The sequence below is a fragment of the Acidobacteriota bacterium genome (assembly GCA_039028635.1).
Taxonomy (GTDB): Bacteria; Acidobacteriota; Thermoanaerobaculia; order Multivoradales; family JBCCEF01; genus JBCCEF01.
On record JBCCHV010000033.1, the window covers coordinates 53,976 to 69,253 of the forward strand.

Annotated in this window: 8 protein-coding genes; 1 reads left to right on the forward strand and 7 read right to left on the reverse strand. The window is 66.7% G+C overall.

Translation table 11 applies throughout. The features are described from left to right. Positions 1 to 70 precede the first annotated feature (70 nt). Positions 71 to 1,621, forward strand: coding sequence for a serine hydrolase (locus AAF604_14520; protein ID MEM7050879.1), 1,551 nt, complete (start codon positions 71 to 73; stop codon positions 1,619 to 1,621). A 61-nt stretch (positions 1,622 to 1,682) separates the two neighbouring features. On the opposite strand, the gene AAF604_14525 is transcribed toward AAF604_14520, so the two are convergent. From AAF604_14525 to AAF604_14555, 7 genes are all read right to left on the reverse strand, one after another. Continuing rightward, complete coding sequence (locus AAF604_14525) at positions 1,683 to 2,999, reverse strand: acyl-CoA thioester hydrolase/BAAT C-terminal domain-containing protein (GenBank protein ID MEM7050880.1); 1,317 nt, start codon at positions 2,997 to 2,999, stop codon at positions 1,683 to 1,685. Between the two features lie 86 nt (positions 3,000 to 3,085). After that, a complete protein-coding gene (locus AAF604_14530) occupies positions 3,086 to 5,716 on the reverse strand; it encodes an ABC transporter permease (protein MEM7050881.1) in 2,631 nt (876 codons plus the stop codon). Beyond that, the gene (locus AAF604_14535; GenBank protein MEM7050882.1) at positions 5,713 to 5,862 is read right to left on the reverse strand and encodes a hypothetical protein; all 150 of its coding nucleotides are present in this window, start codon (positions 5,860 to 5,862) and stop codon (positions 5,713 to 5,715) included. The genes AAF604_14530 and AAF604_14535 overlap by 4 nt, the downstream gene beginning before the upstream one ends. A 34-nt stretch (positions 5,863 to 5,896) precedes the next feature. Beyond that, the gene (locus tag AAF604_14540; GenBank protein MEM7050883.1) at positions 5,897 to 6,289 is read right to left on the reverse strand and encodes a PadR family transcriptional regulator; all 393 of its coding nucleotides are present in this window, start codon (positions 6,287 to 6,289) and stop codon (positions 5,897 to 5,899) included. 84 nt (positions 6,290 to 6,373) lie between these two features. After that, complete coding sequence (locus tag AAF604_14545) at positions 6,374 to 11,077, reverse strand: Ig-like domain-containing protein (protein MEM7050884.1); 4,704 nt, start codon at positions 11,075 to 11,077, stop codon at positions 6,374 to 6,376. A gap of 254 nt (positions 11,078 to 11,331) precedes the next feature. Further along, positions 11,332 to 12,648 carry a hypothetical protein gene (locus AAF604_14550; protein MEM7050885.1) on the reverse strand — a complete coding sequence of 439 codons (1,317 nt, stop codon included), beginning with the start codon at positions 12,646 to 12,648 and terminating at the stop codon, positions 11,332 to 11,334. Positions 12,649 to 13,103: 455 nt separating this feature from the next. Then, positions 13,104 to 15,137 carry a winged helix-turn-helix domain-containing protein gene (locus AAF604_14555; GenBank protein ID MEM7050886.1) on the reverse strand — a complete coding sequence of 678 codons (2,034 nt, stop codon included), beginning with the start codon at positions 15,135 to 15,137 and terminating at the stop codon, positions 13,104 to 13,106. Positions 15,138 to 15,278 lie beyond the last annotated feature (141 nt).

Genomic DNA, 15,278 nt, shown 5'->3' on the forward strand with positions numbered 1-15,278 from the left:
CGTTCTAGGAAGAGGCTCGCAGGCCGAGCTCGCTGGGATCATCGATCAATTCACGAGGAGGAAGGCACCGATGGCTCACTCCAATATCAACCGCCGCTTCGCCGCGGGCCCCGCCGGGGCGGGGACCAGGCTCCTCGCTGCGCTCGCCGTCAGTGGTCTGCTGCTGGCCGCTTGCTCCACCTCGCCGGCGCCCGAGACGCCCGCCGACGAGGGCTTTCGAAGCTGGCTCGAGGGTGCCGTTCCGGAGCTCCTCGATCAGGCCTTGACGCCCGGTGTCGGGGTCGCCTTGATCGAGAAGGGAGAGCTCGCCTGGGTCCAGGGCTGGGGCCACGCCGACGTCGCCGCCGATCGTCCGGTGGAGGCCGATACCGGCTTCAACATCGGCTCGATCTCGAAGACGGTGGCGGCCTGGGGGGTGATGAAGCTGGTCGAGGAAGGGCGCCTCGATCTCGATACGCCGGTGTCGCAGTACCTCACCCGTTGGCAGCTACCGCCGTCCGAGGAGTTCGATGCCGACGGCGTGACCATTCGCCGGCTGCTCAGCCACACCGCCGGTCTTTCCCTCCATGGCTATCCGGGCTTCGGCCCGGACGCCGAGCTGCCGAGCGTCGAAGAGTCTCTGTCCGGGGCCACCAACGGTTCCGGAGACGTGCATCTGATGTTGGCGCCGGGGACCGAGTTCGACTATTCCGGCGGTGGCTACACCCTCTGCCAGCTACTGGTCGAGGAGGTCACCGGGGAGAGCTTTCAGGACTACCTGCGAGCCACCGTGCTGCGCCCCCTCGGCATGGAGCGCAGCGACTACGAGCTGACCTCCGAAATTCTCGCCGGATCGGCCACCGCCTACGACAACTGGGGCGACATCACCCCCAATCCCCGCTTCACGGCCCAGGCGGCGGCCGGGCTCCACACCACCACCCGCGATCTCGCCACCTTCGCTCTCGCCGCCCTGGCGGGGCCCGCCGGCGAGGTTCCGGGGCGCGGCATCCTCGCGCCCGAGACCATCGCCGAGATGATCGTTCCGGCGCCAGCATCCGGCGACAACTACGGATTGGGCTACAGCGTCGCCGAGGGTCCCGGAGGGCGCCAGGTGGTCGGCCATGGCGGGGCCAACCGTGGCTGGCAGTCGGTGTTCTGGATCGAGCCCGAGAGCGGCGACGGCTTGGTGGTGGTGACCAACGGCTCGAACGGGCGCTGGGTGGTTTCGCAGATCGAGAACGCCTGGTTCAGTCATCCCTCCGGTGACGCTGCGCCCCCGAAGCTGTCGTCGCAGCTGGCGGTGATTCGCGCCTTCAAGGGCGGCACCGGCGCCGAGGCCGTGGCCCGCTACCGTGAGCTGCGCGAAAACGCTGCGGATGAGGTCGACTTCGCCGAGTTCCACCTCAACAACGTCGGCTACGCCCTGCTCGGCCGCGATCGCCTCGACGACGCCATCGAGATCTTCAAGCTCAATGTCGAGATGTACCCGGAGGCCGCCAACCCCTACGACAGCCTCGGCGAGGCCTACTTCGAGCAGGGCGACCTCGACCTCTCCGAGGTCAACTACCGCAAGTCCCTGGAGCTCGACCCGGAGAACACCAACGCCGAGGAGTTCCTGGCTCGCATCGCCGAGCGACGGTAGTGAGGTGATGCCCTTCGCGGCGCGAGGGCGGCAGATCTCGTCAGGCTGTTGCTCGCGCCCGTCAGGGCGCCGACAGGGATTGCGTGAAGAACTGCTCGAGGGCTCGCCAGCTTTGCTCGCGGGCGGCCGCGTTGCCAGCGGCTGATCCACCGAGGCGCGCCGCGACGTCGGTCGTCGGCTCACCGGGCGGTGCGGCGATGCCGTGACCCGCTTCCGGGAAGGCGAGATGCTGGACGCGGTGCTCGAACTCGGCGAGGTAGAGGCGCGCGACGATCTGTTCGGCCATCGCGGTCGCTGGCCAGATGCGGTCGTCGACGCCGCTCACCAAGAGGATGTCGCCGGCGATCTCCTCAACCGGGATGGCGGCTTCTTCCACCGCCTCATGCTGGGCCAGGGTGCGGTACCAGAGGTACATGCCGTCGAAGGTCTCGAAGAACTTCTGGTCGTAGGCGTTGGGAACGAAGGGCAGGTCGACACCATCGATCGTCCACGAGGAGAGGGTCGGGAACTTGGGAGGCTTGAATCCCTGGAACACCGAGGAGCCGGGAGCGATCGCCGCCACTGCCTTGATTTCGGGGCGCCGCGAGGCCACCAAGAGGGCGAGCTCGGCGCCCTTCGAGTAGCCCATCAAGGCGAGCCGCTGGTCGTCGATGCGAGGGTCTTTTTGCAGGCCATCGATGGCGGAGAAGACGGTTTCGACGGGAACCTGAGCGAGGTGCTCGGGGAGGCCTTCCGAGCGAAAGTAGGCGACCGCGAGGGCGGCGTATCCGCGCTGGGCGAAGAGGCCCGCCATGCGCGTTGCCCAGCCCCGACCACCGCCGGAGCCGCCGAGAAAGACGATTGCTGGAAGCGGTGTCGCCGGCCGCTGCTGGGGCAGGAACAGCTCGGCCGAGGAGCTCTCGCCCCACCCTTCGCTGTGGATTCCGGGAGGGCGGATCCACTGCCGGACGGTGCACGCAGCGGCCTCTTGTCGATCCGCCGTTTCGACTCGTAGGTGAATTTCACTGAAGTCTCGCGGTGGCGGCGGTTGCCAGTCGTCGGGTGTCGGCTCGGCGAGGCTGGCGGACCACAGCAGCCCGAGTCCGTCGAAGTCTCGATAGGCTCCTTCGGCGGGGCGCTGCCGTGCGGGCTCGATCATGCCGGTGGCGTCGGCCTCGAAAGTCGCCCGGGAAAGCCATCGACGGCCCAAGCTGTCCTCCCTGTCGGCGACGATGGTGTAGGCGCCGCCAGGCATCATTCCACGGGCTCGTACCGCCAAGGGTTCGCCGAGCACCATGGCCTCGGGGCAGTCGAGCTGGATGTTCTCCTCGCCGGCGGTGCAGGCGAGGAGAGCGACGACCGGGACTCCGAAGGCTCGCAGCAGGTTGGTTCGCAACAAAACGGCGCTCCTGGCAGTTCGAGGATGAGCTGCTGACTATCTTCGCCGCCAGGCACGGCTTCGGATGCGATCCGAGGGTTGCCGCCTCAATCGCGGCGGAGGGCGACGACCGGGTCCACCCGGGTCGCGCGTCGCGCCGGCAGCCAGTTTGCCGCCAGCACGATGACCAACAGAAGGGTCGTGCCGGCGAGGAAGGTCAACGGGTCGAAGGGCGTCACCTTGTGGAGCGATCCGGCGAGCAGGCGAGTCGCCAGGAGCGCCCCGGCCAGCCCCAGGGCGATGCCGATGGCCGCCAGCCAGGTTCCGGAGCGCAACATCATGGCGAGGACGTCTCGTTGCTGGGCTCCAAAGGCCATCCGCACGCCGATCTCCCGCGTGCGGTCGCTGGCGGCGAAGCTGGTGAGGCCGAAGATGCCGACGGCGGCGAGGCCGACGGCACCAAGGGCGAAGGCGACCAACAGCGCCAAGAGCAAGCTACGCTCCTGGACCGAAGCACCGGCGAGCTCGGCGAGGGTCCGCTCGCTGTACACCGGGATCGCCGGGTTGACGTTCCAGAGCTCTTGGCGAATCGCCGCCTGCAGCTCCTCGACGGGTCGATCGCTCCAGGTGACGAAGGCGTTGGCGCCGGTCGGCTGTTGGGCGTGGGGTAGATAGACCGCCGGCGGTGCGCTGTCCTGAAGCGCTCCGTGACGCACGTCGCCGACGATGCCGACGATCTTGCAGCTCGGGGTCCGCCTTCCCAGATCGAGCGTGATGGTGCGGCCGATCGGGTCGGTCTCGGGCCAGTAGCGGCGCGCCAGCGCCTGATTGATCAGCACTACCGATGGTGCGTCGGCGTGGTCTCGAAGGTCGAACAGGCGACCGCGCCGGAGCGGAATCGCCAGGGTCTCGAAGAAGCTCTCGGAAACCCGCGAGAAGTGCGCTTCCGGTGCCATCTCGCCGGCGGCCAGGGGCTGGTCTTCGATCACGAAGGAGGCGCGATCGGCACCGATGCTCTCCATCAGCGGCACCGACGAGGTCATGGCGGCGGCATGGACCCCCGGAAGCTGCTGCAGGGCGGCGAGGACGCGCTCGACGAAGGCGGCCCGATCGCTGGTTTCGGGGTAGTAGTCCCAGCTCTGAACGGTGGTCACCGTCACGCCCTCGATGCGGTATCCGGGATCCTCCGCCAGCACCGCGAGGAAGCTGCGCAGCAGCAGACCGGCGCTGACCAGCAGGACCAGGGAAATGCCGATCTGGAAGACGATCAGGCCGCGCTGAACGCGGCCGACGAGCGGGCCGCGGCTGATGCGGTCGCCCTGCAGGGGACGGGGTGAGGGCCGGCGATTCGCCAGCAGCAGCGGCACCGAGCTGCTGACCAAGACCACCAGCAGGCTGGTGACGGCCGTGAAGACGAGGAAATCGCTGTCGACTCGAAGCTCTTCGAGCCGTGGAAAGCCTGCCGGCAGCGCGTTGCGCAGCAAGCCCAGCAGGCCGGCACCGACGGCGAAGCCAAAGAGGGCTCCGGCGCCGGCGAGGCAGAGGCTCTCGGTCAGCACCTGGCGGGCGATGCGGCCGCGGTTGGCTCCCAAAGCGGTGCGCACGCCAAACTCCGGCAGGCGACCGATGGCGCGGGTCAGCTGCAGGCTGGTGAGGTTGGCCGCCGCGATCAGCAGGACCAAGGAGACGGCGGCTAAGAGCAGCCACAAGGGGCGCCGAAGGTTGCCCAGCATGTGCTCGGCGAGGGGCACGAGGGCGATTCGGCTTTCGGCGTTCGAGGTCGGATGCTCAGCCGCGAGCTGCTGCGCAATGGCCGCCATCTCGGTTTCGGCCTCCTGGCGCGAGACTGCCGGCGCCAGACGTCCGAAAACCGAGTAGAAACCGCCACGGCGTGCTCTCGACTCCCAGCCTTCCCAGACCTTGGGCGCCCACAGGGCATCGTCGCTGGGGAAGGCGAATCCTTCGGGCATGACGCCGACCACCGAGTAGGGCTGGCCATCGAGAATCAGCGCCTTGCCGAGAATGTCGGGATCGCCGTTCAGCCGATCCTGCCAGAGGCGGTGCCCCAACACCACGACGCCGGCGGTTCCCGATTGGTGCTCCGAGCTTTCGAAGGTCCGGCCGAGATTCGGCTGGGTACCGATGACTTCGAAAAAGCCCTCACTGACCAGCCAGGTGTGCAGGTGCCGCGGCCCCTCGGGCCCCTGCCAGGCGAAGCCATAGGGTTCGAGGGCGGCGAGCTGCTCGAAGGATTCGCTGCGCTCGCGCCAGTCGAGGAAGTTGGCGGGCGAAGCATTTTCTCGGCCGGAACCGTCGATCTGAGTTTGCCACAGGGTCATCACCCGTTCGACTTCGGGAAACGGCAGGGGGGTGAGCAAAACGCCCTGGACGGTGCCGAAGATGGCGCTGGTTCCGCCGACGGCGAGGGCCAGGATGAGGACCACCAGCAGCGAGTGACCGGGGCGCCGGCGCAGGCTGCGCAGACCGAGCCGCAGGTCGCGCAGAAGATCCTCGATCGGTCGCGTGCCGCGGGCTTCGCGGCATTCCTCACGGAAGCGCTCTTCGGCCCCGAAGCCGATGGCGGCGCGTCGCCTGGCTTCGGCTTCGTCGAGGCCCTGCTCCCGCAGCTTGGCGGCCTCCATGTCGAGGTGGAACTGCAGCTCTTCGTCGAGCTCCCGTTCGAGCCGCTGCGGCGAGATCAAGTGGCGGAGTCGATGCCCCAGACGTTTCAGTATCACTCGCGCACCTCCTGGCCCGCCCTTCTCACCGGATTCTCGGCGAGAGGACGTCGGTGGTTGACGATGGAAGGTATCCAGTCACAGCGCGACAGTGCCGTACCTGCGAGCAGCAGAAAGGTCGGATGACGCAGCAGATTCGGAAACATAGGTTCTCGTCGCTGAACTGGTGAGAAGGTCTGGCTAGGCCTCTCGCAGCACCCGTCCGACGGCGGCGGAGAACTTTTCCCAGCTCGCCACTTCGCGTTCGAGCTGGCGTCGGCCGGTGCGGGATAGGCGGTAGAACTTGGCTCGGCGCCCGGCTTCCGAAATCCCCCATTCGGCCTCCAGCCAGCCGGCTTCCTGCAGGCGGTGGAGGGCGGGATAGAGGGAGCCCTGGCCAATCTTCAGGAGGTCATCGGAGAGCTCCTGCAGTCGCTGGGCGATCGCCCAGCCATGCATCGGCCCGGAGCGCACGGTGCGCAGGATGAGGAGGTCGAGGGAGCCTTGGAGTCGTTCGTTGTGCATGGCGGTCGCTTCTTGTTGTTGATCGTCGACAACAAGGGTAGCGAACATGTTGTCGACGGTCAACAACAAGTCATGAGGCTCCGAGGGCTGCATCGCTGCCTTGGCTGCTCCGCGATACAGCCCTCGAGCTCGGTTCAGAGGCAAGCTCTCGGACTAGAAGTCGTCCACCGTTCCTCCGCCGCAGAAGGCGCTGGAGCTATAGGTCCGACGCGTTCCGGTGGTCGTGTCGGTGACCTCGATCTCGTAGGGCAGCTCCGAGGCCGAGCCGTAGTAGACCCACCAGTGTCCGTTCACCGAGGTGCCGTCGAGAACCTTGACTCCCAGCTCGACGTTCTCGGGACCGAAGAACGAGAAGGTTCCCGCAGAGCCACTGAAGGACCGGGCTCGGGCCTGCAGGCTCTGACCCTGGAAGGAGAAGGTTGCGGACACCGAGAAACGCCCGTTCTGCAGGCAGAGGGTCGAGCTCGACGGGACGCAGGTCCCGTTGGGAGAAGGACTTCCGGCCGTCCTGGTCGCGCCTCCAAGGAACCCTCCTCGCTCCGCTGGGTCGACCGCCAGCGTGTTGGTCGGGAAGGCTCCCGTACTCCCGCCGCCACAGTGGCTACCGGTGGGTTTCGAGAACTCCTCCGTGCGGTTTTCCCACAGATCGGTGACCCGGAGAGTGAATTGGCGGTCGGTCAGAGTTCCGTAGTAGAGCCAAAAGCTGCCGCCGGTCGCGGAGGTGCCGTCGAGGACCTTGACCAGTGCCTCGGGATTCGACGGGTCCGAGAACCAGAAGGCTCCCGAAACATCCGACAGGCTCGAGGCTTTGGCCGGAGAGCTCCCGGAGTGCAATAGGTTGACCTGAAACCGCCCTTCCTGGAGGCAGAGCGTGGTGGTGTTCGGCTGACAGGTCGGCCGTTCGTGGACGACGACCTCTCGCGGAAGAGACCAGGTGGTGTTGCCGCAGACGTCTTGAACCCCCACTCGGAGGATGTGTGAGCCCACCGTGGGCTCCCAATCCCATGAGTAGTCGGCAGGGTTGCCCGAGACGACGGTGAAGCCTGCCGGCACCGTGCCATCGATCTCGAGGCTGCCGGCGAGCAAGGTGGTGTCGTCGCCGACGTCCGCCATGACGACCTGCGGTCCGACGATCATGGGAACTCCCGCGGCGGGCAAGGTGATGCGCGACCACGGGGCACCGCCATCGAGCTCGCAGACGGAGGCGTTCTGGCTGACGTTCACGGTCACGGTGCGGGTGGTCGATCGCTGACAGGCGTCGAAGGCTCGGGCTTCGAGCACGACCGGTCCCTCACTCGTCAGGTAGTAACCGCTCGAGCGGTAGGGCGCGACGCTATCGGTTTCGGGGTTGAAGGTTCCGACACGGAACTCGACGCGGTCGATGCCAAGGCCCGAATGGTCGGCGACGCTCGTCTCGACCTGGTAGAGCCCCGGCTCGATCCAAGAGCCGTCCGAGAAGTTGGTGATCGAGAGGGACGGCGCCGGCGCATCGGAGCAGGAGTCGACGACGGAAACGGTGTGGATCGCCTCCGCGGTGTTCCCGCAGTGGTCCTCGGCGACGGCCCGCAGGGCATATCCGCCTTCGGCGGGATACCAGTTGCTCCAGGTGAACGGTCGGGTCGAGTCGGTGTGCCGGCGCACGCCGTTGACGAAGAACTCGACGTCCTTGACTCCGGTCCCTCCGTGGTCCGTCGCCGAGGCGAAGAACTGGGTCCGTCCGGGGGGCAGCTCGGCGCCGTCGTCCGGTCGGGTGATCGCAATGGTTGGTGCCGCGTCGTCTGCCGCGCAGGGATCACCGCTGTGGGAGACCAGGAAGTCGACCTTCGCCAGGTTGGGAATGCCTTCTGCGTTGAGGGCCATGAGCTCGAGGGTATGAGCCCCCTCCGGCAGCTCGCTGGTATCGATCTCCAGTCCCTGGAAGCTGTCGTGGGTTCCCGAGGCCGTCAATTCCCTCTCGAAGTAACCGTCGATCCCGAAGAGGAAGCGCTGCAATCCGGCATCGTCCGTCGCGTTCCCCGAGATGCGCAGGGTGTCGTCGGCGATCAATGGATCGCTGGGATTCACCCCGCCCGAGACGGAGTAGTACATGCGGGGAACTCTGCGCCCTCCACCGCCGCCATAGTTGCATCGCAGAAGGCACGGGGAGCTTTCGATGGTGATTTCCGTGCAGAAGCACTCGCCTTCGGGCACGTCGTCCTCGCAATCATCACAGGGCACGATGCGGACGGTGTATCCCGATTGGCCGGCTTCGCAGAAGAGGGACGGCAGGCAGAGGTCCCACTCGCCGGTGTCCGGGAAGGTGGTCTGTGGAGGCCTGGGACGAAGCCGTCGCGCTTGGGTTCGTCCCCAGTTGGCGCAGATGATTCGGCCGAGACGAACCGGGCCATCGCTTGCCGGAACGGTGGTGCCGGCCTCGTTCTGATAGGTGCAGTGGTTGATGCTGGCGCTGCCGAAGGACACGACCGGATTCTCGATGGTGACCCGGTAGGCATCTCCCGGTGCCGCCTGCCCGAGGGCGAGGGTTCCCGGGCCGTCGGCGCTGGCGCTTGTGACGACATCGCCGTTGAGGTCGAGGGTGACCGAGAGGCCTTCCGGCCGGAGTCCGATTCCAACCCCCTGAACCGCGACGTTCACCGGTACCTGATCGCTGCACTGACTGCCTTCACAGCCACAAGAGACGGTCGTGGCTCGGTAGGCTCCGGCCGAGTCGGGGACATCGGAGTGGTCTGGGTTGGGGCCGCAGCGAGCGTTCGAGGACTCTGCGACGATGGTGTGCTCCAGACGATCGCCGGGCCTGGCGACGAGGTTCTCTGGCAGGGAGACCGGGAACAGCCTTCCGGTTCCGATGCCGGGGTCGTCCCAGGAGATGGTGATCTCCCCCTCGGCGCGCTGCTCGTTCGAGCACCCGTCGATGACGGTCGTCCTGAGCTTGAACCACGAGCTTTCCGGCATGCGATCGACTTCGAGCATGGGAGCCACCGTCGGGCCGCTGTCGCACTCGTCACCGGAGCACTCGCAGTCGAACTCGACCGCAACGTTGCCGCTGGTCAGGGGCAGTCCCGAGCGTTGGCTTGGTTGACAAGAGCGCAGGATCTCGCCCGTGGTCGCATTTTTGACGGCGCCGATGCGTGCCGACCACCGCTCGCTCGACTTGCAGTACTGAGGTGCCAGGTAGGTCGAGTCGAAGGACCAGAGGGGAAACTCGCCTGGGACCGAGTCGTCGCCACATTCGACGGCAACGCTGGCGACCTCACCGCAGCGCAGTCCGCTGGCGGAGATCTCAAGACCGTAGCGGTTGGGACACTCGTTGCCCGGGATTCCGCAGTTGTCGCACTCGCAGGTGTCGTTGGCGAGTCGCAGGTTCCGGGAGGCTTCGCTCTGACAATCGGAGTATTGAGACATTCCCGTCAGATGATCAGAACAGATGTAAAGGCAAGCGCCGAATCGTAGTGGGTGGGGAGGCCAAGCCATCGCGGCAACGCAGCGGTGGCAGGCTGTGAAGGTACCCAGGCCTTGCATCAACAAGGCGGTGCAGGCTTGGGACTCGATTTCACACTGTCGGACATCCGCCGCCAGACAGGAAAGGTAATCGCTCGTCCCACAGGCGATGTCAGAACCGTCGAGCTGGCAGGCGAAGTACTCGCTGTCGAGATCGTCGATCAGTCCCGAGCCCGTCGAAGAGCTTCCGGAATGTTGAAAGGCGCGCTCGAAAGCGACATAGGAGAAGCTCTCGCTGGGATGGATCCGCTCCGGATCTTGGAGCTGATCCTCTTCGACGAAGCCTTCGAATCCCGCCGGCGTCACCCCGCCCTGATGCACTTGCGCCCAGCCGACCTCAGAGGTGTCGATGCCGGCCAGATTGACGAGCACGATCTCCGGCGTGGTTGCAAAGGGGCGTCCGAACCGGCCTGCGCTGGCGGCTGTCGGTTGACCGGTGATGGTGTCTCCGGTGACGCCCGCTTCGAACTCGACGCCGCCGATCCGACCCGGCCCCGACTCGAAGACGATGACTCCGAGGACTTCCGATTCGCGCTGTTGGGATGGGTCTTCCGCAACGGTCTTGCCGAGGGCGAGGGCATTCCACTGGGGCTCCTGGGCCTGACTCTTGCCGTGGGCGAAAAACACCGACCACCGCGGGTCGTTCTCGGACATCACCTGTCCCAGCACGATCGGCCGCCTGTAGGTCTGGAGAAAGCTCGCCGGCTCGGCGCCCATGGATCCTTGAGAGAACGTCTGGTGGGCTGGCAGGCGTCGCGCTTCGAAGACGATCCCGTCGAGGCTCCAGGCGCCCTCTTCGACAACCAGATAGTTCACCCGTGCTGGGTCCGGTGGGTTCTTCGACGGGCTTTGCAGGCGCACCGTGAACCCTGTCCCGGTGACACTCCCGATGCGCACGACCGCCGGCGGAGAGGACGGGCTCGCCTGAACCGAGGCCACGATGACGGGCTTCTTGTAGAGATTGCCGAGGAGCACTCTGGTGGCGGTGGCGGAAGCCTCGACCACACCGGCTTCCAGCCTGGGGACGGAGTCCGTCACGCACTCCCGGGCGGTCTCGTCACAGGCGTTGCCCGGGCAGGGTGGTGCACCCGGTTGGCAGGCGCTGTCCGAGCAGGTCTCTCTGCCGTTGCAGAAGACGCCGTCGTCACAGTCGAGGTCGACGGTGCATTCGTGCTGCCCGACGGGGCCCTGAGCCGGTGCCGCGATCTCTCCCGGCGTTGGCGAGCTGAGGTCGGCCGGATCGCCGCCGACGGACTGCGGTTCTGCGGCTAAGGCGATCGCTGGAATCAAGAGGGCGATGATCCAGAGGATTTGTCGGCACCCGAGCTGAGCGATTCTCAAGTTGACGAAATGTGCCATGGTCTCTCCCGAGAGGCTGCACCGGGAGCGACAGTGCTCTCGCGGCGAGCCCCGCCCGGCCAAGCTAGTTGGTGGTGGCGGTGGGAGTCGTGACCGAGTTCGGACGATCCGCCGCGCTGTTGTGATCTCGGCCCTCGGGAGTGCTCTCGCGGTCGGGCGGTGCTGACGCTGCCGGCCGGCCCAGGTTCCTGCCGGCCGGCCCAGGTTTCTGCTGACCGGCAGGTGTCGGGCTGGTTCTTCGGTCCTTCGACCGTTCAGCGGAGGCAGCGTTCGGCGGCGGTTACGCAGCCTTCGTCGGCGAGATCGAGGGTGGCACTGCAGGCGAGACAGCCGCGTTGGGTTTGGACGTCGATGCAGGCTGAGGTCTCGCCGACGGGATATCCCAGGCGGTCGACGACCTCTGCGACGCAGACCGCCTGCCGAGTGGTGAGGGCGGGCCACAGGCGGCACAGGTCGGTGCACGAGTCGACCGAGTACTCGGTGCCGGTGGTCGATCCCCGGATGTCGATCCCTGCCGCACCGATCTCGATTCGTCCCCGATCGCCGTGAGCGTCCCCTCGAATCTCGATGCCGCGACGTCCGATGCGGATCGACCCTTGGCGCGGAGCTCGATCGGAGGACGCGTGGTCGACGCGACCGGTGCTCGGTCGGTGGGCGCTGCCAAAGGCGTTGCCGCCGCCATCGATCAGGGTTCCGGGACCGGTGAGATCTCCCTCGAGGCTCGAGCCGGCGATGTGGACGACGCCGGAGGAAGCCACTCGGAGGGCCTCGACGGGCGACTCGACGAGGGAGTTTCGAAGTCTCAGCGAGCCTCCTGGACGGACTTCGATGGCGGCCTCTCCAGCGCTGACGATGCTGTCCGTGAGGAGGAGCTCACAACCTTCCTCGACGGTCACGCCAACGCCGTCGGCGGCAATCGAGAGGCCAGCCCAGGTCAGCCGCTCGCCGGCTTGACAGCGCAGCGGCTCACGCTCCTCGAGGGGGCCGCTCGACAATCGCGGCAGGGACTCGAAGCGGTTGCCTTCGACGTCGATGATCTCTCCCAGGCCCTCCTGCTGAAGGGGACCGCGGAGGGTGCTGGAAGTCAGCCGGACATCGGCGTTGCCTCGCACCGAAAGACTGGCTCGTCGCCCTTGAACGAAGCTCCGCACGATCTCCACATCGCTGTTCGAGGACACGTGGATCGCGATCTCATCGGAGACGATGTGGCTGTCGACGATCTTCAGGTTGCAGTTTCCCTGGGTTCGAACTCCGTCTCCCTGGGCCTGGATGAAGCGGCCGATGATGACCAGGTCCTGATTCGAGGTGCAGACCAGCGGGGGAGACTCTTCGAGAGCCGGCGCCGGCAGTCCGGGGACGGCGCCGCCGCAAGCAGGCAGCAGCCATCCGAGAAGAACAAGCGTCGTGGCGCGGGCCGAGATCCAGCGCCACGGCTGGGTGTGGGCTGGTACCCGGTCGTCGGGAGAGCGATTGGGCTGCGAGGTGCAGGAGCTGCTCCTCGAGGGGAGGGAGGGGAACCGTCCGGCGGCGCCGCGGGTGGGGCATCTATCGATGGAGGCGTCGAGCTTCATCTCATCTCCTCGTGGTGTCCTTGGAAAAGGGTTCTCAGCAACCGCGTCCGCAGGGGCGATTCGAGCGCGCGGTGCTGGTGAGGAGCAGGTTAGGGGCCCTCCTCTCGGGGTGTCGTGACGGTCTCGGGACTCTCTTCCGCGGAATTCTGACGGTCTCCCCGAGGCCCGTTGGGAGCATGGAGTGGCGTGAGGGGACAGCTGGCAATGCGCCCTTGCCGAGGTAGGAAGGGCAGCCTGATAGCAGACTGCTGAGGAAGCCTCGGATCCAAACTCCGGGTCCGCGGGACCCCGAGCCCAAGGGGCGAGGCGGCGCCTTCGGCGCCGAGGACGGGGCCGCCCTGGACGGGGCCGCCCTGGACGGGGCCGCCCTGGACGGGGGTGAGGCCTGGCCGGCCGCACCGCACGACATGTGCGTGCGGCCGAGGGGTGCGCCTTTAGCCCCCCTGAAACAACCGCTAGCTGTCGATGCGGATGTCGCCGCGCGCGATCGACTCTTCCACCCGCAGTCGCATGGCGGCGACGTCGGCGCGCATGCGCGCGATGATCTGCTGGAAGCGGGGGTCGTCTCGAAGCGCTTCGAAGGCAGGGTTGCTGAGCTCGGAACGATAGTCTCGGCGGCCTTTCTCGTAGGCCTTCTCGAGCCACTCGAGGGCTTGGGAATGGTTGCCGCGGGTGGCCTCGACGGCCGCGAGGGTCCAGGCTCCCTCCCAGCTCTCTTGCTCTTCGGCGATCTTCCCTCGAGCCCAGAGGGCGAGCTGTTCGAGCATCTCCGCGGAGCGATCGATGTCTCCTTGGCGACGCAGAATCAGCGCCATGGGAAGATCGACTTCGGGATAGTCCTCGGAGCCCAAAAGGTCCTTGGCATGGGTGAAGAACTCGAAGGCCTGTGAGTCATGGCCGGTCAAGAAGGCGACCTCTCCCGACGATCGCCAAACCCTGGGCCAGCTCGGGAACGCATGGCGGAGGGGCGCCATCCGTGCTTCGGCTTCGGGGTACTGACCCGCAAGCGCCTCCCGGCGCGCCAGATACATGTCGAGATATCCGGAGACCGGCTCAGCCTTCTCGACCTCTTCGATGTAGCCCTGGGCGAGCTCTGGGAAGTCCAACTCGAGGAGATAGGTCGCCAGCGCGCCGGACATGGCGGGCTCACCGGAAACAGCAGAGAGCAGGCGGACCGCTTCGTCCCACTCGCCGAGGAGGTGGGAGACGGAAGCGGCGTTGTAGCGCGCCTCGTCGAAGAAGGGGGCCAGCTCGAGGGCTCGGCGATTGGCCGCGAGGGACTTCCCGAGCTCGCCTCGCGAGGAGTGGACGATTCCCATCGCTTTGTGGGCCATGGCGAGGTCCGGTGAGATGGTGAGAGCTCGCTGCGCCGCGTCTTCGGCGGCGTCGATATCTCGATCCCCACCGCTCCAGCGAATGCCGCGCATGGCGTAGCTGTTGGCGAGGCCAGCTTCGGCGAGAGCGAAGTCAGGATCGATCTTCAGGGCCTCGCCGAACAGTCTGAGCGCATTCTCGTTCCCCAAGCGAGTTCGGCTTCGGTAGTGGCCGAGGCCTCGGAGGAAGAGGTTCAAGGCTTCTGGTCGAGAGGTTTCGGACTGCTCCAGAAGGCCAAAGAGATGAGGCGACAAGGAGATCTTCAAGGCGTCGGCGATCTGCTCGGCGATGCGGTGCTGAAAGTCGAGAACGTCCGACGCCGGGCCATCGAAACTGCGAGTCCAGAGCGGAACCTCGCGCTCGCCATCGACCAGCCGGATCAGGATGCGCCGCTGATCGCCTTCGCGATGGACGCTGCCCTCGAGGAGGGCATTGGCGTTGAGCTCGCGGGCGATCTCACGGGCGCGCGCATCATCGCCCTTGAAGGCCATCGACGAGGTACTCGACAGGACTTCGACTTCGCTCAGGCGGGCGAGGACCGCGACCAATTGCTCGGTCAAGCCATCGGCGAAGTGCTCGTCCCGAGGATCGTCTCCAATCGACTTGATGGGCAAGACCGCCAGGCGTTGCTGGTCGGCATCGGACTCGACAGCGCGCGGCCCCCAGAGGGCCACGCCAAGCCAGGCGAGGGCGAAGACGATGAGGGCCGCGGCACCGGCTTGCAGCGCCAGGGCTCGGCGAGAGTTTGGCCCCGGGGTTTCCCCGGTGGATGTCGGGGGGCTGGAAGGGACGGCGGTGATCTCCGTCGTCGGGGCGATCCAGCGGTAGCCGCGGGTATAGGAAGTCTCGATGAACCGAGGCTCGCGGGCACTGTCTCCGAGGGCCTTGCGGAGGCGTGCCACGGCGCGGCTCATGGCGTTGAGGGTGATGGCCGTTTCGGGCCAGACGGCGTCGAGAATCTCTTCCTTGCTGACCAGCCTCGAGCGGTTCTCGAGAAAGTACCTGAGAACGTCGAAGGCCTTCGGCTCGAGAATGACCGGCTTGCCGTCACGGAGTAGGCGGGCCTGGTCGAGATCGACCTCGAACTCTCCGAATCGGTAGCCCTGGATCGCCATGCTCAGGCCTTTGTCATCAAGAGGATAGGCGCGTCCTTGCGCCGCCCCTCCGGCGTGGTGGAGTCGCGCGCCCCCACGAGAAAGTGGGGAGCCAACCCGCATTTGCCGGGGGGCGGGCCCCCTTTGGGCGGGCGCCAACCA